The sequence below is a fragment of the Actinomadura sp. WMMB 499 genome (assembly GCF_008824145.1).
In the GTDB taxonomy this organism is placed as follows: Bacteria; Actinomycetota; Actinomycetes; order Streptosporangiales; family Streptosporangiaceae; genus Spirillospora.
Genome location: NZ_CP044407.1, coordinates 3,322,090 through 3,340,743, shown reverse-complemented (window position 1 = coordinate 3,340,743; position 18,654 = coordinate 3,322,090). Strand labels below are relative to the sequence as shown.

The 18,654-nt window shown below is 69.6% G+C and carries 14 protein-coding genes and 2 pseudogenes; 6 read left to right on the top strand and 10 right to left on the bottom strand.

What is annotated here, in order from left to right; translation table 11 throughout:
* Window positions 1-163 precede the first annotated feature (163 nt).
* Window positions 164-322, bottom strand: a complete 159-nt coding sequence (locus F7P10_RS42335) for a hypothetical protein (protein ID WP_176611472.1) — start codon at window positions 320-322, stop codon at window positions 164-166.
* A gap of 811 nt (window positions 323-1,133) precedes the next feature.
* Here F7P10_RS42335 and F7P10_RS14545 point away from each other — a divergent pair.
* A complete protein-coding gene (locus F7P10_RS14545) occupies window positions 1,134-2,336 on the top strand; it encodes an IS110 family transposase (protein WP_151008922.1) in 1,203 nt (400 codons plus the stop codon).
* On the opposite strand, the gene F7P10_RS45425 is transcribed toward F7P10_RS14545, so the two are convergent.
* A complete protein-coding gene (locus F7P10_RS45425; RefSeq protein ID WP_368077487.1) occupies window positions 2,266-2,493 on the bottom strand; it encodes a transposase in 228 nt (75 codons plus the stop codon). The two genes, F7P10_RS14545 and F7P10_RS45425, sit on opposite strands and share 71 nt — an antisense overlap.
* A 201-nt stretch (window positions 2,494-2,694) precedes the next feature.
* Window positions 2,695-4,077 (bottom strand): ISL3 family transposase, encoded by a 1,383-nt coding sequence (locus F7P10_RS14535; RefSeq protein ID WP_151009830.1) that lies wholly within the window; start codon window positions 4,075-4,077, stop codon window positions 2,695-2,697.
* Between the two features lie 554 nt (window positions 4,078-4,631).
* Between F7P10_RS14535 and F7P10_RS14530 the strand changes: the two genes are divergently transcribed.
* On the top strand, window positions 4,632-4,910 hold the full coding sequence (locus F7P10_RS14530; RefSeq protein ID WP_151009829.1) for a hypothetical protein: 279 nt from the start codon (window positions 4,632-4,634) through the stop codon (window positions 4,908-4,910).
* A gap of 32 nt (window positions 4,911-4,942) precedes the next feature.
* Here the strand turns inward: F7P10_RS14530 and F7P10_RS14525 are convergent, their stop codons facing one another.
* The 4 genes from F7P10_RS14525 to F7P10_RS14510 form a co-directional block, all read right to left on the bottom strand.
* On the bottom strand, window positions 4,943-6,649 hold the full coding sequence (locus F7P10_RS14525) for a SpoIIE family protein phosphatase (RefSeq protein ID WP_176611471.1): 1,707 nt from the start codon (window positions 6,647-6,649) through the stop codon (window positions 4,943-4,945).
* Window positions 6,650-6,689: 40 nt separating this feature from the next.
* Complete coding sequence (locus F7P10_RS14520; RefSeq protein WP_218040501.1) at window positions 6,690-9,074, bottom strand: glycoside hydrolase family 3 C-terminal domain-containing protein; 2,385 nt, start codon at window positions 9,072-9,074, stop codon at window positions 6,690-6,692.
* An 18-nt stretch (window positions 9,075-9,092) separates the two neighbouring features.
* Window positions 9,093-10,367, bottom strand: coding sequence for an MFS transporter (locus tag F7P10_RS14515; protein WP_218040500.1), 1,275 nt, complete (start codon window positions 10,365-10,367; stop codon window positions 9,093-9,095).
* A gap of 134 nt (window positions 10,368-10,501) precedes the next feature.
* Window positions 10,502-11,722 carry a glycoside hydrolase family 1 protein gene (locus F7P10_RS14510; protein WP_151009826.1) on the bottom strand — a complete coding sequence of 407 codons (1,221 nt, stop codon included), beginning with the start codon at window positions 11,720-11,722 and terminating at the stop codon, window positions 10,502-10,504.
* Window positions 11,723-11,914: 192 nt separating this feature from the next.
* Here F7P10_RS14510 and F7P10_RS14505 point away from each other — a divergent pair, with 192 nt between their 5' ends.
* The 4 genes and pseudogenes from F7P10_RS14505 to F7P10_RS44325 all read left to right on the top strand — a co-directional run.
* On the top strand, window positions 11,915-12,889 hold the full coding sequence (locus tag F7P10_RS14505) for a LacI family DNA-binding transcriptional regulator (RefSeq protein WP_151009825.1): 975 nt from the start codon (window positions 11,915-11,917) through the stop codon (window positions 12,887-12,889).
* 131 nt (window positions 12,890-13,020) lie between these two features.
* Window positions 13,021-13,316, top strand: a pseudogene (locus F7P10_RS14500) (RNA-guided endonuclease TnpB family protein); the annotation flags it as partial.
* A gap of 211 nt (window positions 13,317-13,527) precedes the next feature.
* Window positions 13,528-14,607 (top strand): nucleoside hydrolase, encoded by a 1,080-nt coding sequence (locus F7P10_RS14495; protein WP_151009824.1) that lies wholly within the window; start codon window positions 13,528-13,530, stop codon window positions 14,605-14,607.
* Window positions 14,608-14,954: 347 nt separating this feature from the next.
* A pseudogene (locus F7P10_RS44325) lies at window positions 14,955-15,191 on the top strand (ISL3 family transposase); the annotation flags it as partial.
* A gap of 761 nt (window positions 15,192-15,952) precedes the next feature.
* On the opposite strand, the gene F7P10_RS14485 reads toward F7P10_RS44325, so the two are convergent.
* The 3 genes from F7P10_RS14485 to F7P10_RS14475 form a co-directional block, all read right to left on the bottom strand.
* A complete protein-coding gene (locus F7P10_RS14485) occupies window positions 15,953-16,852 on the bottom strand; it encodes an LLM class F420-dependent oxidoreductase (RefSeq protein ID WP_151009823.1) in 900 nt (299 codons plus the stop codon).
* A gap of 485 nt (window positions 16,853-17,337) precedes the next feature.
* Window positions 17,338-18,084 (bottom strand): NADPH-dependent F420 reductase, encoded by a 747-nt coding sequence (locus F7P10_RS14480; protein ID WP_151009822.1) that lies wholly within the window; start codon window positions 18,082-18,084, stop codon window positions 17,338-17,340.
* A gap of 31 nt (window positions 18,085-18,115) precedes the next feature.
* On the bottom strand, window positions 18,116-18,514 hold the full coding sequence (locus tag F7P10_RS14475) for a MarR family winged helix-turn-helix transcriptional regulator (protein ID WP_218040499.1): 399 nt from the start codon (window positions 18,512-18,514) through the stop codon (window positions 18,116-18,118).
* Window positions 18,515-18,654: the final 140 nt, after the last annotated feature.

Sequence of the window (18,654 nt, the reverse complement as noted above, 5' to 3'; positions counted from 1 at the left end):
GCGCACAGCGGTGTTCTCCACGACAGTCATCAACTCACCTCCATCATCTGCACGGGCGATCGGTTGCCGCCACTCTCAACCAGACAGTACCTGATGGGGAGACCCGCGCAACTTCGGGGCTCGGGGAAAGGGGGGTGACCAGGCGGGTCGGAGGGATCCGGCCTCATACGCCCAGAACCCACAACGAACTTGTGAAGTTGCCCCAGCACCAGGTGTCGTCCCCCATCTCGGCCAGCGTCCGCATGGCGGGCTGCTGCGGTTCGGTCAGAACCTCATACGGCGGCAGCACGCTTCCTGGCTTCCCGAACACGTGCCGCAGCACGGCGTCGACCGTGGGAAACGCATCGGGGCCGGGCTGAGCGTCAGCCCCCTGAGCATGGCGCCGAGAAGCCTCGGATGCGTCCGCTCCTCGACCGCCGCGAGCGTCTTCGTCGCGTATCCGCCCAGGTTGCCGCCCAGATGGCAGATCTCAACTGTCCGTCCGGCGTGTGGGAGGGCCTGCGGGGCTTTCCGGATCGCCTGGTGGCAAGGCGTGTCAAGCAGGTCCCGGACGTGACCTCGGGGGACGAGACGAGCGCTAATCGTCGCCCGGTCGCTCGTGGAATACGGACCGTGACGGCAGCGGGCGGCGCACGGAGAGAGAAAACGGGCATGGGAAACGCCAAATGGTTCGGAGGGTCGGCGGCCGAGTGGCTGTGGGCCTCGGAGCCGATGCGGTGGCGTTTGCGTCCCGGCTCTTCTTCCCCGCGTCCAGCCTGGTCGCGGCCGAGGGGACTTCGGCCGCGGCGTGCACGGTCTGGGTGTCCATCGCTACCCCGGACGGGTCCTCGGCCCGTCCCGCGACCTCACGCACCCGGCCGCGCAGCAGATCGTGGATGGTCTGGGTCTGCCCGTCATCGCGCCCTACCTTTCTGAAGGTGCCCCGAGGGTCCGGTGAGAGCGGGATGCTCGGGTGGTGCGGGTGAGGCAGGGATGGCTTTCATCGCGCTGCTGATCGATGGCTCAGGTGGCTTGGCCCCCTGCCTCACCGCTTCTTCTCGACCGCTGATTAGAGACCGCGACTGATCGCTGTGTAGGGCGAGGACGGCGGGAAGAGGCCGCGCTTGCGACAGTTCGTCGAAGGGAGAGCCGTCATGCCGCTGGCCGTGGGCATCGATGTCGCCAAACAGATCCACTGGGCCGAGATCAAGGTCGCCGAGGCAGGGAAGGTGCTGGTCAACCGGCGGGTCGACAACACCCCCGACGCGATCGAGAACCTGATCGCCGACATCCAGGCCGCCGAGGCCGAGCACGGCCGGGCCACCGTCGGGATCGACATCCTGGGCGGCATCGCCGCCCTGCTGCAGGCCATGCTGCTGGCCGCGGGCCTGACCGTGGTCCACGTCCCCGGCCTGGCGGTCAACCGCGCCCGCCAGGGCACCCGAGGCGGTGAGCACAAGAGCGATCCCAAGGACGCCCGTGTCATCGCCGACCAGGTCCGCATCCGCGACGACCTGCGGCCGGTCACCACCGGCCGGGACATCGACGCCGAACTGCGACTGCTGGTGGCACGCCGCGCCGACCTGGTCACCGATGCCACCCGCCGCGCCAACCGGCTGCGCGAGTTGCTGGCCTCGATCCACCCCGGCCTGGAGCGCCAGCTCGACCTCACCGGCAAGACCGGCCTGCACCTGCTCACCCAGTACGTCACCCCGGCCGAGATCCGCGCTGCCGGACGCGCCCGCGTCCTGGCCCACCTGCGCAAGCTCAGCCACGTCAAGGACGCTCAGCTGATCGCGCTGGCCGACGGGACATTCACCTCGGCGACCGCGCAGCGCGTCAGCGTGCCCGGCGAGGCGGTCGCCGCCGACCTGGTCCGCGACATCGCGGCCGAGGCGCTGGCCGCCCGGGACCGGCTCGCCGCGCTGGACAAGCGCCTGCGGGAGGTGCTGGAGCGCCACCCTGACGCGGCCCTCATCGCCAGCCTGCCGGGGATGGGGGCCGTCCTGACCGCCGAATTCCTGGCCGTCACCGGCGGCATCGACCGCTACGCCGGCGGCGACCAGCTCGCCGCCGCCGCGGGCCTGGCCCCGGTACTCCGCCAGTCTGGCAAGGTCCGCTACCTGCAACGCTCCCGCGCCGGAGACAAGGCCCTCAAACGGGTCTTCTACCAGTCGGCGTTCATCGCGGTCGGCTGCGACCCGGCCAGCAAGGCGTTCTACCGGCGCAAGAAGGACCAAGGGAAAACCCACCACCAGGCCGTACTCGCGCTCGCCCGAAGACGCGTCAACGTGCTGCACGCCGTGCTCCGCAACCGCACTCCCTACAACCCCGGCCACACAGCCGTAGCGGCTTGACAAACGCATTAGAGAGCCACCGGCCGAAGTAGTAGTACACCGCCGAGCGGGGCGGCAGGTCATGCGGCAGGTATTCCCACCCGCACCCCGTCCGCTCCTGATACAAGATCGCGTTCACGATCTCCCGCATCGGATACCGGCCCCGGTGCCCCGACACCGACGGGTGCCGAGCCTTCCACGCCGCGATGACCGGCTCGATACATGCGGGGCTTGAGGAGCGTTGACCGGGCACCGAAGGCGTTCAACGCGATCAACAGCAGGTCCTCGGGGTTGATGTTCCACGTGCGGGCCACCTGCTGAGGGACTGTACGGGGGTTTTCGGCTCTGTCGCTCTTTCGGTGGTAGCAGACAATTAGGCTCAGCCGAGAAGGATGCGGTGCCGAAGAAGTCGGAAGCCCGCCCGGCCGTACATCTGTCTCTTGATCAGCTTGGTCTTGGTGTTGACGCCCTCGGTTCCACCATTGTGGTATTCGCTGGTCAGAGCGGCGCAGACGGCATCGTGATCCAGCCGCAGGCCGCGGATGAACGAGTGCACGTGCGGCAGCTTCACCTCTTGGGCGGCGGTGATCCATTCCTGCAGCCGGTCTGCGTTCTCGGCGGCGGGTGTCAGTAGGTGCGCGAAGGTGCGGACCAGTGCGGCGAGCGCGCTCATCTCCGGGCAGGCGCTGGTGGTCTTGGCGAGGAGTTCGTGCTGGTCGGGCTTGAGCGTGCCGGGGCGGGCGAGCAGGAGCCGCGCGAGCCTGCGGGGCGACAGGCCGGGACGGTCGTCTTCGACGCGGCCTTGGGTGATGTAGCGGTAGAGGACTGCGTCGATCCGCGCGTACCGTTTGACGGTGTTGAGCGCGAGGTCGAGGCGACGTGCGCATTCCAGCAGACCGACACCGGCATTCAGCAGATCGTGGACCTGGTGCCACCTCGCCAGGGTCGTGGTCTTTCCGCCGTCGAGCTTTCGCACGCGGGAGGCCGAGGCCCAGCAGCCGCTGTGCACGGCGACCTCCTTGCTGGCCGCCTGGGCGAAGTTGTGCCAGATGTGCCACCGGTCCCCGACCTGCAGGGCACCGGGCAGGGCCTGGTGCACGGCGTCGGCGTAGCCGGCGGCGCCGTCCCGGCAGACGACCTCGACGCCGGGATGCTCGCGCAGCCACGCGGCGAGGGTGCCGGAGCGGCGGTCGGGCAGGACATCGACCCGTCGGCGGGTCTCGGCGTCGATCAGCACGGTGGCGTAGGAGTGGGAGCGCCGCAGGGCGAAGTCGTCCACGCCCAGCACCCGCGGCGGCGTCACCTCCGGCAGCGGCAGCCGCAACAAGGTCCGCAGCGCGGTGTGGCGTGAGACCGGCACGCCGAGAAGAGTCAGCACGCGAGCGTCGGCCCGGCCTGCCAGTTCCCGTACCACCGCCCCGACAGGCGCTGCCAGGCGAGCGGTGCGTCGCTGGTAACGCTCCAGCACCCCCATGATCTGTTCCCGGAAGGTCCTCCGCGGGCACTGCCGGTTGCGGCAGGTCAGCCGACGGACTCGTACCTCCAGCAGCACCGGCCGCCCGTCGACCGGGAGATCGGCCACGGTTCGCTCGCACCACCCGTGGACACAGGAGGTTTCAACATCACACCCCGGGCAACGGACCGGCGCCTCCCGGCTGCGGGCCCGCACCCGAATCCGCTCGCCCTCATCCGCCACATCATCGATGACCAGGCCGGACAGGCCCGCGAATACCACACCGACAAGATCGCCGTCCTTGATCACGCCTTAGCGTGACAGGCCGACACCCTCCGCTACCACCGAAAGAGCGACAGAGCCGTTAACTGGACAGACCCGCGGGCCAACGGCGACGAGGACACGCCGGTCGGGACGCGTCAGCCTCACAACGGGACCCAGTCATCAACTGTGACTAGGAGTCGGCAGCAAGTTACTCAAAGGGGTTGTCAAGGCATAAAGAGAGGGAGGCGGGGCGTGCCTGGAGGGCGAGTCCCGACCAACGAGCGAACATCGAGCGAACACGGGAACGAAGTGGGGCATCCGGGGCGCCCGGCGAACCGGACATTTTCTTCGTTTTCCCTGGTCAGGGGTGGTGGGTCGCGTGGGACTCGAACCCACAACCTACGGATTAAAAGTCCGGTGCTCTCATATCAGAGCAGCGCTCTCAGGGGTGCACTGTATCAATCTGTCCGCATCCAGCGCCATCTCCATGCCGCTACATCCCGCGCCGTGCCGCCCCGGTTCGAAACCGCCGAGCGAACAACGAGCGAACACGGCCGACCAGCGGCGCGTGCAGGTGTCCATGGGAGTTCAAGCCGGCGGTGTGGATCTCGGCGGCCGACGGCGATGACATGGTCCGTGCCGATGCGGTCGTGATGTTCCGTATGGACGACACCGGTCGCCTGACCGCACAGCTCCGTGACGAGTCGAAGGTCAGCGTGGCCCTCCTGGAGGGCTCGTCGGGGATCGCCCGCGTGCCCGCCGACTTCCATCGGCGGTTGGCCAGGGCGATCGCCGAACTCGGGGACTCCAGCGGTGCGCATCTGATCCGGGCGCAGGAGACCGGCGGCGCATGGAACTGGATCACTGAACGGCTCTGAGGACGCCGCACGGGGCGTCGCCCGCGACCGCGTCAACCCGGGATGCGGAGGGCGAGCAGAGCGATGTCGTCCTCGCGGCTGGGGCGCATGCGCTCGATGAGGCGGTCGCACAGGTCGGACAGCGGGAACCGGGCCAGTTGGGCGCTGTGCCGGCGCAGGCCGGTGAGACGGTCGGTCAGGTCCGAGTCGCGGGTCTCGACGAGACCGTCGGTGTAGAGCAGCAGGGTGGACAGCGGAGGGAGGGCGCGGACGCCGTCGGGGCGTGCGCCCGCGAGCTCCGGATCGCCGAGCAGCATCCCGTGCTCCTCGAGGAACTGCGTGCCGCCGTCGCGGGTGACCAGCAGCGGCGGGAGGTGACCGGCGTTGCACCAGCGCAGCCGCCAGGACGACTCGCCCGCACGTTCGACGCGGGCGAACACCGCGGTGGCCAGCTCGGCTTCGCTCACCGCGTCCATCGCGCCGTCCAGCCGTTCGAGCACTGTGCTGGGGGGAGCGGTCAGATCCCAGGCCAGGGCCCTGAGCATGTTGCGGACCTGGGCCATCCGGGCCGCCGCCTGCAGATCGTGGCCCACGACGTCGCCGATGGCCAGGCCGGTGGCGCCGTCGGACAGCTCGAAGGCGTCGTACCAGTCGCCGCCGAGCCGGCTGGCCTCGGTGGCGGGCAGGTACCGGGCCTGAAATTGCAGATCGCCCGGCTGGAACAAGGGCGGGAGCAGGCTGCGCTGCATGGCCTCGGCCGTGTTGCGCTGTGCGGCGAACAGGCGGGCGTTGGCCACGACGAGACCGACGCGTCGGGCGATGTCCTCGATGACGAGCCTGTCGTCGGTGCCGTACCCGTGGCCGGGGCGGGAGAAGCCCAGCGTCAGGGCGCCGTAGACCTCGCCCCGGGCCGCCAGCGGAGCGCTGATCGCACTGTCGGCGCCCATGACGCGGAAGAGGGCGCGCTGGGCCGCGTCCAGCGGCTCATCGGGGTGCGATTCGGAGGCGTCGCCGCCGGTGACGACGGTCATGCCGCCGCGCAGAACCCGGGCGAGCGATCCGCGGGGCGTCCGGGGGAGGGGCGGCAGCGGCCCCTCCAGGGCGGCGTCCTCCTCGGGCGTGGACTCGCGGTGCGTCGCGGCGACACGCTCGACGCGTCCGTCGGAGATCAGCAGGTCGACTTCCGCCCAGTCCCCGAGTGCGGGCACGACGAGCCGCACGAGGCGCCTGAGCACCTCATCCTCGTTCAGTGTGGACGACAGCACCGTGGTGATCTCGGCGACCAGCTCCAGCCGGGAGATGGCCCGCCGCATCCCGGCCATCCGGTCGCGCAGCTCGTCCTCGATCACGAACCGCTCGGCGGCGTCCTGGAAGACGAGGACCACCCCGACCGCGACCTCGGTCTCGGCCGGTGACGGACCGCCAGCGTAGATCGGCGCGGACGACCAGGAGCACACCAGCAGCCGCCCGTCGCGATGGACGAGGTTCTCGCCGTCCCCGTGGCCGGGGACACGGGTTCGGAGCGCCCGCCTCAGGCGGCAGTCCCGCTCCAGAGGGACGCACCCTCGGCCGTCCCGGTGGAGGAGGCCGTGGACGTCCCTGCCCAGGACCTCTTCCCGGGTGTAGCCCAGAAGCTGCTGAGCCCGGGGGTTCCACGCCGTGATCCGGCCGTCGGCATCGATGGCCAGGACCCCCGAGTTCATCGCCTCGACCAGGTTGTCGTTGACCGCGCCCGTCCGGTCGTCCGCCTGACTGCTCACTGTTACCCCCAGGTCGAACACTAGGCCCTTTGCCCGCGCATCACCCGGAATACCCCCGACCCGTAACAGCGTCCGACGAGGCCGTACCGCCCTCCCGTGGAATCGGCCGTGCCGGCTGGCAATCATCCGGTCCGGCGTGACGCGTGCGCGGCGCGTCGGTCGGGGCAGCGCCCCGCGCGGGCGCGGAAGCGGAGCGGTCGAGCAATCGGTCGAGGTCGGCGGTGTCCAGGCGGTCGCCGCTCATCGTGGCTAGCCGGTTCAGCGGCAGCGACTCGACCATGCGGAGGATGGTGGGGTCGGCGGCGACGGCCGATCCCTCCATCGCGCCCAGCGCCCGCAGCAGCAGCGGGCCGCCTTCGGGGTGGGCGAGCCACTCGCCTACGGACGAGTCGCGCCCGAGCGGGCGGGGGAGTGCGGGCGCGTCCAGCGTCACCCGGGCGGTCAGCCGCAGGTCGCGCGACGAGGCGCCGACACCGATCTGGAATTCGCCGCTCTCCAGCACCCAGCGACCGTGGGCGGGGCTGAAGAACGACAGGTCGCGGGCGTCCAGCTCGAACTCGACCGGCGCGGACTCGCCGGGGGCGAGCCCGACCTTGGTGAACGCCTTGAGCTCCCGGACGGGACGGTCGGCCGAGCATTCGACGTCACGCACGTACACCTGCACCACCTCCTTGCCGGCCATCGGCCCGGTGTTGGTCACGGTGAGCCGCAGCCGCACGGCCACGTCGTCGCCGCTCCCCTCGACCGTCGCGTCCAGGTCCGAGTAGCTGAAGGTGGTGTAGGACAGGCCGTGCCCGAATGGGTAGGCGACGTCCATGTCCCGGGCGTCGTAGTAGCGGTAGCCCACGTAGAGACGCTCGCCGTAGGAAACGATGCCGTCGGCGCCGGGGAAGTCCAGGTAGGACGGGTTGTCCTGCAGACGCGTCGGGACGGTCTCGGCCAGTCGGCCGCACGGGTTGGCGCGTCCGAACAGCAGGTCGGCGACCGCGCCGCCCCCGGCCTGCCCGGCCAGCCAGCCTTCGAGGACGGCTTTGGCGTTGTGCTGCCAGGACGCGACCTCGACCACGCCGCCGTTGGCCAGCACGACGACCACGTCTCGGTTCGCCCGCGCTACCGCGTCCAGCAGGCGGAGCTGGACGTCCGGGAGGTCGATGTCCTCGCGGTCGAACCCTTCCGATTCCCGTCCTTCGGGCAAACCGAGGAATACGACGGCGACGTCGGCGTCCGCTGCTGCGGCGACCGCGTCGGCGAACAGCGAGTCGCTCCCCTCCCCGGAAAGGGAGAAACCGGGCGAGAACGAGAGGCGGATGTCGTCACCGGCGGCCTCAGCCAGTGCGTCGAGGGCGCAGTCGACCCGGGTGGGGTTGATCTGCGAACTGCCCGCGCCCTGGAACCTCGGGGTGCGGGCGAACTCGCCGATGACCGCCACGCTCATCCGGGCGGCGGGGTCCAGTGGCAGGATCGCGTCGTCGTTCTTCAACAGGACCGCGGACTCGGCCGCGGCCGTCCTCGCCAGCGCGTGGTGCCGGTCGAAACCGAAGCCGATGTCTCCCGCCGGGGCGTCCGCGTCGGCCCGGTCGACGAGATCGAGCAGGCGCGCAACGGCCCGGTCGAGCACGACCTCGTCCAGGTGCCCGGATTCGACGGCCTCGACGAGCCGAGCGGCACTCGAGCCGTTCGTCGTCGGCATCTCCAGATCGAGACCGGCCGCGACGGCGGCGACGGGATCGGCGACCGCGCCCCAGTCGGACACCACCAGGCCGTCGAACCTCCACTCCCCGCGCAGCACCTCGGTGAGCAGCCAGTGGTTCTCCGCCGCCGGAACGCCGCTGATCCTGTTGTAGGCGGCCATCACCGTCCACGGGCGGGCCGTGGTGACGATGTGCTCGAACGCGGCGAGGTAGATCTCCCGCAGCGTGCGTTCGTCGACTTCGGCGCTGATGCGCATCCGGTCGGTCTCCTGGTTGTTGGCGGCGAAGTGCTTCACCGAGGCGCCCACGCCCCGGCTCTGCACGCCGCGCACCAGCGCCGCCCCCAGCCGTCCGGTCAGCACCGGATCTTCGGACAGGTACTCGAAGTTGCGTCCGCACAGGGGGGATCTCTTGATGTTGACGCCCGGCCCGAGCAGCACCGCCACGCCTGCGGCCCGCGCCTCGTCCCCGAGCGCCCGCCCCACCCGCTCCAGGAGGTCGACGTCCCAGGACGAGCCGAGCGCCGCCGCCGTGGGGAAGCACGTGGCCGGGACGCTCGCGCCGAAACCGAACGCCTCGGCGTCCTTCGGCGGCTTGCGCAGACCGTGCGGGCCGTCGGTCAGGACGATCGAGGGGATCGCGTGCCGCTCGACGCCGGCGGTCGACCACGCGTCCCGGCCCGAGAGCAGCGCGGCCTTCTCTTCAAGGGAAAGCGCCGAGATATCGCTGTGCACAGAGATCCTTCGCTTCGTTCAGGAGACGGACTTGACGCGGAGGGCCACTACCAGCCCGCTGATCAGAGCGAGGGCCGCCGCCATGAGGTACAGCAGCGTGTAGTTCTGCTCGTCGCCGGACGTGCCGACGGCCAGGAAGATCGGAGCGATGAGCGGAGCCAGCCCCTGTGCTATCGAGGTGGAGAACCCGTAGATGCCGGCGAACCGGCCGGCGTCGCTCTCCCGTTCGGGCAGCACGTCCAGCATGAGCGCCTGGTCCACGGCGGCGAACAGTCCCAGACCGAGGTTCCCCAGCACGGCACCGGCCACGATCAGCGGCAGGCCGGGGGCGAACGCCATGACGGCCGCCCCGAGAGCGAACACGCAGCCGCCGGCCAGCACGAAGGCGCGGCGCCGCCGCAGCCGGTCGGACAGGAAGCCGCCGCCGAGGGCGCCGAGCATCGTGGCGACGATGCCGCCGCCCGCCACGACCGCGACCATGCCCGCCGCCTCCTCGACGCTCACGCCCATCCGGGCGGCCAGGAAGAACGACATGAACGTCGTGTTGAAGGTGACACCGAACATGAACAGGAACTTGCCGAGCCAGTTCCAGGCGAAATCGGGATAGCGGCGCGGATCGAACGTGTAGGCGTGGCCCAGGACGCGCAGGGAGGTCGGCTCCCCGGTCTTCTCCATCCCCCGGCTGTCCGGTTCGTACACGAAGCAGACGAACACGGCCACGGCCACCACACCGACCGCACCCGGGACGAGGAACAGCAGGAGGGCGTTGCCGGCGAGCCCGCCCGCCATGAGCGCACCGGCGATGGGCGCGAGCTGCTGCACGACACCGGACAGGGCCGAGACCTTGCCGCGCTGCGACTCCGGCAACCGATCGGCCTGCGAGGCCACCAGCAACACGAAAGCCGACCCCCAGCCGATCTGCGCCAGGACCCAGCCGAGGCCGAGCACGAGAACGGTCGGCGCCAGGGCCAGCACCACCAGCGCGACGACCCCGACGGCCGTCAGGCCGAGCAGGTACGGACGGCGGCGGCCGAGCCGGCTCCGGGTGCGGTCGCTGAGCCGTCCGAACAGCGGCGCCGCCAGGACGGCGGCGATGCCGCCCGCACCGGTGATGTAGCCGAGGTACTCCTCGTGCCCCGGGGCGAGCTGCTCGACCCGGATCGCCAGCGAGATCGCGATCGGCGTCACGAACGCCATGAAGACGCCGAACACGGCGAGAACCATCAGCCAGATGTAGGAGCTCTCCGCCGGTGGCATCTCGGCGGCACCCGCAGGCTCCGCACTGATCACCACGGGCGGGGAGTTTCCGCCGCCCGGTGGCGGTTCCGGTGGGGTGAGGGCCATGAAACGACCTCGCAGAAAGGGGGTGGGGATGTCGGTGACATGACCGCTCTCGGTGGCGAGGGTCAGAGGACAGCTGTCCGATGTCAGGCGAGCGCGTTGCGCCGGGCAATGTTCCCCAGCACACGTGCGCTGTCCTTGACCGTGCGGCGCTGCGTCGTCCGGTCGACCGCGATGAGGCCGAACGCCGGTGCGTAGCCGAGCATCCATTCGAAGTTGTCGAGCATCGACCAGTGGAAGTAGCCGCGCACGTCGACGCCGTCGGCCACGCAACGCTCCAGGCCCACCAGGGCCCGCCGGACGAACTCGACGCGCCGCGCATCGTCGCCGGTGGCGATGCCGTGTTCGGTGACGAACATCGGCAGCCCCGCCGACGCCGCACGCCGCAGAACGTTCTCCAGCGCCTGCGGATAGAACTCGTATCCCATCTGGGTGAGTTCGGCGCCCTCCGGATGGGGCAGGGTGCCGTCCGCGCCGACCAGCACCCGGCTGTAGTTCTGGACACCGAGGAAATCGTCGCCGTCCAGGGCCGGCAGGAAGTCCTCGAACGATTCGGCCCACCGCTCCTCGGCGGCCTTTTCGCCGCCCGGCTCCGACTGGTAGTCCTGCAGGGCGAAGGTGGCGCCCACCCGGGTGGACGGGCTGGCGTTCTTGATCGCGCGCCGCGCCTCGACGTGCGCACGCTTGACCACCTCCAGGCCCGTGTCGCTCCAGGTGAACAGAAAGGTGTTCGGCCTGCTCGCGGCGTCGGGCCGGTCGCGGCCGACGCCGACCGGCGCCTGCTCGGGCGCCTTGGTGAAGCCCTCGATCATCCTGCGGGTCAGACGGGCGATGTTGGCCTCGTTGATGGTCGCCGCGTACGGGATCAGCGGCCCGAGTTCGTCCATCACCATGTGGCAGTAGGCCGCGAACCGCTCCGGCGTCCCGTCGTACTCCCAGCCGCCCAGGTCCATCAGCCAGTGCGGGCTGGTGAAGTGGTGGAGCGTCACCATCGGCGTGATCCCGGCCTCGTGGCAGGCCTCCAGGACGTCGCGGTAGTGCGCGATCGCGGCACGGGAGACGAACCCGTCCTCGGGCTCGACCCGGGCCCACTCGATGGAGAAGCGGTAGGCGGTGAAGCCGAGGTCCCGGAGGAGGCCGATGTCCTCGCGGTACAGCCGGTAGTGGTCGCAGGCGTCACCGCTGGGTTCGGCGAACATCGAGCCGGGAGCGTGCTCCAGCGCCCAGAAGTCGCTGGTGACGTTGCCGCCCTCGACCTGGTGGGCGGCGGTCGCCGCCCCCCACAGGAACCCGTCCGGAAAAGTCATCTACCTGCCCCTTCTTGCTAACGCGCGCCACCAACGCGCGTTAGTAGGTAACGACAGGGGACGTTCACGTGACAAGAGGAAGGCAAGTAACGAACAAGTAACAGAACGCCGTTCGAGGGCAAGGTAATACGTGTTACAGGGGACGGAATACCATCGGGTTACGTCGATCCAGACCCCGGCGGCGAGAGGCTTATGACGCGACCCGCGAAACGCATCACCAGCGCCGACGTCGCACGGGCCGCCGGAGTCTCCCGGACGACCGTGAGCTTCGTGCTCAACGACCGTCCGGGCCAGTCGATCCCCGAGGAGACCCGGCGCCGCGTCCTGGAGGCCGCCCGCGACCTGGACTACCGGCCCCACGCATCCGCGCGCGCACTGGCTGCCGGACGCAGCGACATCGTCCTGCTGTCCGTCCCCGACGTGCCCATCGGACCGAGCATCAGCCGCTTCGTCGAGGAACTCGCCGCGGCGCTCGGCGATCACGGCCTGACACTGGTCACCCACCTCACCGGCGCACGGGGACGGCCGCTGCCGGACGTATGCGCGACCCTCGGCGCCATGGCCGTCATCGGTCTCGGGGCGTTCGACGATGCGACGGCCGATGCGCTGCACCGTGCGGGAGCATCACTTGTGCTGCCCACCGAAGACGCCGCGTCCGCCATGTCTGAAATCGGACGGATCCAGGCGGAACACCTGGTCGGCCGCGGGCACCGTCGGCTGGGATACGCCCTGCCGACGGACCCCGTCCTGCGCCCGATGGCGCGATCGCGCCTGGACGGCGCCGCCCGAGCCTGCGCCGCCGCGGGGATCGACCTGCCGGTGGCCTTGGAAACCGGTATGGAGATCGCCGATGCGGCCCGGGCCGTGGCCGGATGGACGGAGCAGGGCGTCACCGGCGTGTGCGCCTTCAACGACGAGATCGCGATGGCGGTGCTGGCCGGCATGCGCGACCGCGGCCTCGCCGCGCCCGCCGACATCGCCGTCATCGGCGCCGACGACATCCCCACCGCCCGGCTGGCGGCGCCGCCGCTCACGACCGTCGCGTTCGACCTCCGCGAGGTCGGCCGCCACCGCGCGGAGGCGGTCGCCGCCGGGCTGGCGGGCAACGACTCCCACCCCGTGCTCGCCCGGACGTACGAACGGGTCATCGAGCGCTCGTCCACCTGACGGGCCCCGGCGTTGTTCAACAGGACGTCCAGCCGTCCCCTGCTCGCGCGTCCTGCTCGACCCGTCCCGGGCTCGGATGGCGCCTGGTGTACACAAGGCCCTGGAGGAACGCACCCGGGCGCCTGGGCCGCGAGCGGCGCCGTATGTCCTACGGCGATACCTCGGCGGCGCTGACCGGGTGGAAAAGGACCGGTGGCCGACGTTCCTGAACGAGGTGTCGTGCGTGCCACTGCAGCAGGCGCTGCGGCACCTGCAGGCCGCCTTCACCGGGTTCTTCGACAAGCGCGCACGCTATCCGCGGTTCAAGTCGCGCTAGAAGCCCCGTGCGTCCGCGCAGTACACCCGGTCGGCGTTCACGTTCCGCGACGGTGAGCTGATCCTGGCGAAGGTGAGCGGACCGCTGCACATCGTGTGGTCGCGTCCACTGCGAACCTTTGCGAACGCTTCCCACCAAGGGAAGGCCGACCACCCACGAAAGTGGTCTCGGAGAGCGCCCGCCCACCGGCCTGCCCACCCGCGGGACGCACCGGACGAGAGTTGTACATGCGTTTTTTGAGAACGTGATATACGTAACATCGACTGGAGGTTACGGACCGCTCTAAGGTCGCCACCGCCACGCAACACATCCGGGAGAGCCCATGGAACTGCGACGCAGACACGTGATTCAGCGAACGGGCGCCGTCCTGGCGGCCGGCGCCGCATTGGCCACCGCACCCATCGTCGCTACATCCGCCAGAGCCCGAGCCGAGGGCGGCAGGCCACCTTCCTCCAAGCTGCCCGCCAGATCGAGGGTCATCATCTCCAATGACCTCGCCGGCGACCCCGACGGTCTTTTCTCCACCGTGCACGCGCTGCTCAGCCCGAGCACTCAGGTCCGAGGCATCATCGGCACCTTTGCTGACGGCCGGGCCGTGTACGACCCCGCTAACGGCGGCGACGGGGCCCCCCAGGCCCAGGAACTGGCCACCGAGATCGTCCGTCTCATGGGCCTGCGGCGCTCCGTACCGACGTTCAGGGGCGCCGACGGCAAACTGACCGCCTCAAGCGCTCCGGTTCGCTCTCCGGGCGCCGAAGCGATCATCGCCGAAGCCATGCGCACCGACACCGATCTCCCGCTCTTCGTGACCGTCGGCGCCGGCCTCACCGAGGTCGCCAGCGCGCTGCTCATCGAACCGGCCATCGCCGACCGCATGACGGTCGTCTGGATCGGCGGCGCCCCCTACCCGGATGGCGGCGCGACCGAGACGAACTTCAATGAAGACCCGGTCGCGGCACAGATCGTTTTCAACGACACGTCCGTACCTCTATGGCAGATACCCAGCGACGTCTACAAGTTCTGCCAGGTGTCCGACGCGGAACTACGGGAGAACATCGCCGGCGCGGGCCGTATCGGCCACTGGTTGTACGCCAAACTCCAAACGGCAAGGGAAACTCTGTACGGCCAAGGAATCAACCTGAACACCGGCGAGACCTGGAATATGGGCGACAATCCTCTCGTTCTCCTCACCGCTCTCACGGGCTGGACGCCCAGCGCGAACACCAGGCCGTTCAAGTACGAGAACACCCCCTCGAGCACCTTCAACACGATCCACGCTCCACACCTCAACGGCGACGGCACCTACACGAAACGATCGGACGGCCGAAAAATTCGCGTCTACACGCACATCGACACGCGCATGATGCTCCACGATTTCTTCGCCAAAATGCGCAGTTTGTGAGGCGCTTGAGAGCCATTTGCCGTCCGCCTCGGGACTCGTCGCCACGACGCGGTCGCCGACTTCGCCCTTACGCGGACCACCACAACATCGTCACGGCGCTCGCAGTGCTTTACCTGCAGCGATGACCGATGGGGGGAAGCTCGATAATGTCGGGGGTCCCTAAAGTGGGTACCGTATTTTGTTTCGCATTCAGGCGGCCATGATGCCGTAATGTTTGATTACTCGGCAGGCGGTCCAGCGGGAGGGCCAGTAATATCAACGTGGATGAATATCGTCCACTCCGGGCGCGTGCCCGCTGCCGACAGGTGCCGGTTGCCTGCCCGGGATGTGCCGTCGAGACCGCGCATGTCCATGCGTGGTGCGAGCGGACCGTGGCCGACCTGCCGGTTGACGGGCGACCGATGGTGATGGGTGTGAAGGTGCGCCGCCTCGCCTGCCGCAACCGGCGGTGCCTCCGGCAGACCTTCCGGGGGCAGGTCGCCGGGGTGCTGGAGCGCTACCAGCGGCGAACCGCGCGCCTGGCCGTCCAGGTCGGGGTGGTGGTGCGAGAATTGGCAGGCCGGGGCGGTACCCGCGTGGTCTCTGCACGGCGTGCGGATCTCCCGTCCGTGTACCCGAGAACTTTCCGATCAGCTCCTACGGGCCGTGCTATCCGCTGGAGTTTGGTCCGGGCGGTCACGTTCACCTGGCTGTTCGGCGGCCCTGGGGCCGCTACGCCTTCACCCGCGCCGAGACGGGCGCCGGCCTGCGCCCCTTCGGCGCCCCCCAAGAAGCCGACGCCCCGCCCCCCGATGCCGGCGAGTGTTGGCGACGAAAGTCCGCACGGCCTGCGGACACCGCCCCAACCTCGCCCGCATCCGGCAGGAGCCGGTCTGGCAGTTCGGCGAGGACATCGCCTACGCGACCCGGCTGACCGCCAAGACGCGACACCGGTCGGCCATCCGACCTGGAACCCGATCCCCTTCCGCGAGGCTCTGGAGCACATTGACGGGATCCGCAGCGAGCGGCTCTCGCGGCGTACCCCGATCAAGGTCGAAATCCATGCCGCCGACAACGGCCGCTGGATCGTCTGCATGATGGGCGACCAGCACTGACCGAGACGGGTCTCGGGCAGAAACCAGCCTCGGCCGGTCACGTTAAGAGGGTGTCCTCGATCCTGGCCGCAAGGTCGAGACCTTGCCTTATTTACCGACGCGCCGGCCACCGGTCCTGGAGGGCGGCGGCGCGGTCGACGACGACGCTGTCGCGGTTGTTCTTCGATGCCGGGAGTGTGCGCCTGGCCAGGTGGCCCTGGCCAGGTGGCCCTGGCCAGGTGGCCCTGGCCAGGTGGGTGAGGCCGCTGTCGTCAGAGGTGCAGCGCGTTGGCGAGTTCGCGCAGTGCCGGCCGCGGGTCCGTGGTCGCTCCGTCGCCGACGATCTGGACGACGACATGGTCGGCGCCCGCATCGAGGTGTGCGGTGATCGAGGCGGCGGCTTGTTCGGTGGTTCCCATGCCGACCAGTGCGCGGGCCAGCCTGTCGGAGCCGCCGGGCACCAGGTCGGACTCGTCGAAACCCTGCCGCAGCCAGGAATTGCGGTAGTTCTGCAGCCCCACGTAGAACCCGATGTGGGTGTGCGCCCGCCGGAGTTGGTCCTCGGCGTCACCGCCGATCGCCACGGACTGCTCAGGCACCAGCCACTTGCCGGGCCCGAGGATCGTCCGAGTCGCCGCCGTCTGTTCGGGCGTGACGAGGTAGGGGTGTGCTCCGTCGGCGAGTTCACCGGAGAGCTCGATCATCTTCGGCCCGAGGGCGGCCAGCACCCGGGCGGGCCTGGCGCCTTCCTCGATCTCCGCCGGCACCGAGTTCATCCGCTCCAGGTACGTGCGCATTCTCGCGAGCGGCTTGCCGTAAGTGCCCTTCATGGCCTCTTCCACAAAGGGCGCGTGGCTGACGCCCAGACCGAGCACGAAACGCCCAGGGTGCAGGGCAGCGAGGGTCCGGGCGCCGGTCTCCGCGGGGGTGGGTATCCGGTAGTGGATGTTGGCGATGCCGGTACCGACCACGAGCCGGTCGGTGGCCGCCAGGAAGGCCGCGGACTCGACCAGCGCGTCCTTGCCTCCGCCCTCAGGCATGAACAGCGACCCGAAACCCAACGCCTCGATCTCTCGGGCGATGTTCTGCGCGTCGCGGATGGGCCAGGGTTCACTGTTCCACCAGACGCCGATACGGCCCGGGAAGTCCACCTTTACAGTTTTGTTCGTCATTTCCAATCCTTGTTGAGCTGGGCTTTCTGCGGTCAGGACGCGGGTGCGGCCGGTTCTGCGCCCGTTGTCCGGGCTACATCACGATCACCGACGAGTTCCTCGGCGCGGCCCAGCGCGACGGCTGCGCTCGTCCCGAGGTGCGCGGCCGGGACCTGTTCCGGGCCGTGCCCGTGATCAACTGGGGTGGGCGGCGCGGCGATGGCCGACGAGTCCTCGCATCCCGGACTCGGCGTTCTGATGCGCACCGGGTGGGCGAGCCCCGGGACGAGTCCTCCGCCCAGTGATCGTCCATGCCGGTCGCGCTCGTCATCGCGGCCCGCCGAGCGCGCAAGGTCCGTGAGGGGGGCGGATCGGGTTTCGACGGTGGCGGTTTCGGTGCGACTATCGGGCGCTACCGAGTGTGAGGATGCGCTGGTGGCCCCCTGAGGTCGAAGGGCGAGTTGTACGTGGCGATCCGCCGCGGCAGTCGGGCGGGCGGTTCAGGTTCACATGAACAGTGCACGGTTCAGGCGGACGAGGTACTCCGCATCAAGGTTGGTGGTGGCGTCCTGGACCCTCTCCTGGATTGCGGCGACCGCGAGGTCCCGCCGCTTGGGGGACCGCGTCGCGTCCGCTGCGGCCAGGGCGCCCGGCATCTCCTCGCGGGAGAGGTCTGTGCAGTAGCAGGGCGTGCCGGGCTGCTGCCGCCACGACTGCGCGAGCGTGCCCGCGTCGACCGCGTCGAACCCGGTGTCCTCCATCAGCGCCATCCCCAGCTTGCGGGCCCGGTCGTCATCGGCCGCGACGGGCACAGCGATCCGGCCGGGCGTCCCTGCGGGCTTGCCCTTGTTGGCGAAGGAGTCGGCACCGATCGCGTTCCATGCCTTGACGACCGGCCGGCCCAGCTGTTCGGCGACCCACAGGCTCTCGACCTGCCCGGCTTCGAGGGCCTCGATCCTGGTGTCGCGCGACGGGTAGTAGTTCGAGGTGTCGATGACCACCGAGTCGTCCGGCACACCGGCGATCAGCGGCGCGACCTTCGGGAGACTGCTCAGCGGGATCGAAAGGATCACAGCGTCGACGCCCGCTGCCGCCTCCTCCGCCGTGACGGCGCGTGCGCCCGAGTCCAGCACGTCCGCCTCGATGGTGTGCGGGCCGCGCGAGTTGGCCACCTTCACCTCGTGTCCGGCCGCGCTCAACTTGCGGGCCAGGGTCTTGCCGATAGGCCCGACACCCAGAATGCCGATCTTCATAGAAGAATCTCCTTTGTAGTGATTCGAGAGCTCACCCGTCTGCGGGGTGGGCGAGTTCCTCAAGCGTGCGACGCAGGTCGTCCAAGCCCTCATCGGTCAACTGGCATGCACTTTTGATCTTGCCGGTGACGCTCCGGACGTCCGATTCGAGGGCGCGGCCGGCAGGAGTGAGGTCGACCAGCACGCGGCGTTCGTCGGCGGGATCACGGGTGCGGGTGACGCGCCCGGCGGCCTCCAGCCGCTTGAGCAGCGGCGTGATCGTGCCCGTATCCATGTCCAGGCGCCCGCCGAGTACACCCACCGACAGCGGCCCGTCATCGAGCAACTCCAATGTCACCAGGTACTGGGGGAACGTCAGCCCCAGCGGCTCAAGGAAGGGCTTGTGCAGGCGGATCACCCGGTTGGCCGCGCTGTACAGCGCGAACGACAACTGCGTCCCCACCCCGCGCCCCGCTGACGCGGCCGGCACCGAAGTCTCTCTAGCGGACTGCTTCATAGTACACTAGATGCTAGTGCACTATGTGTACTGGTCCGTCAAAGCCGAGTCGGCCAACTTCCGTGCGAGACGAG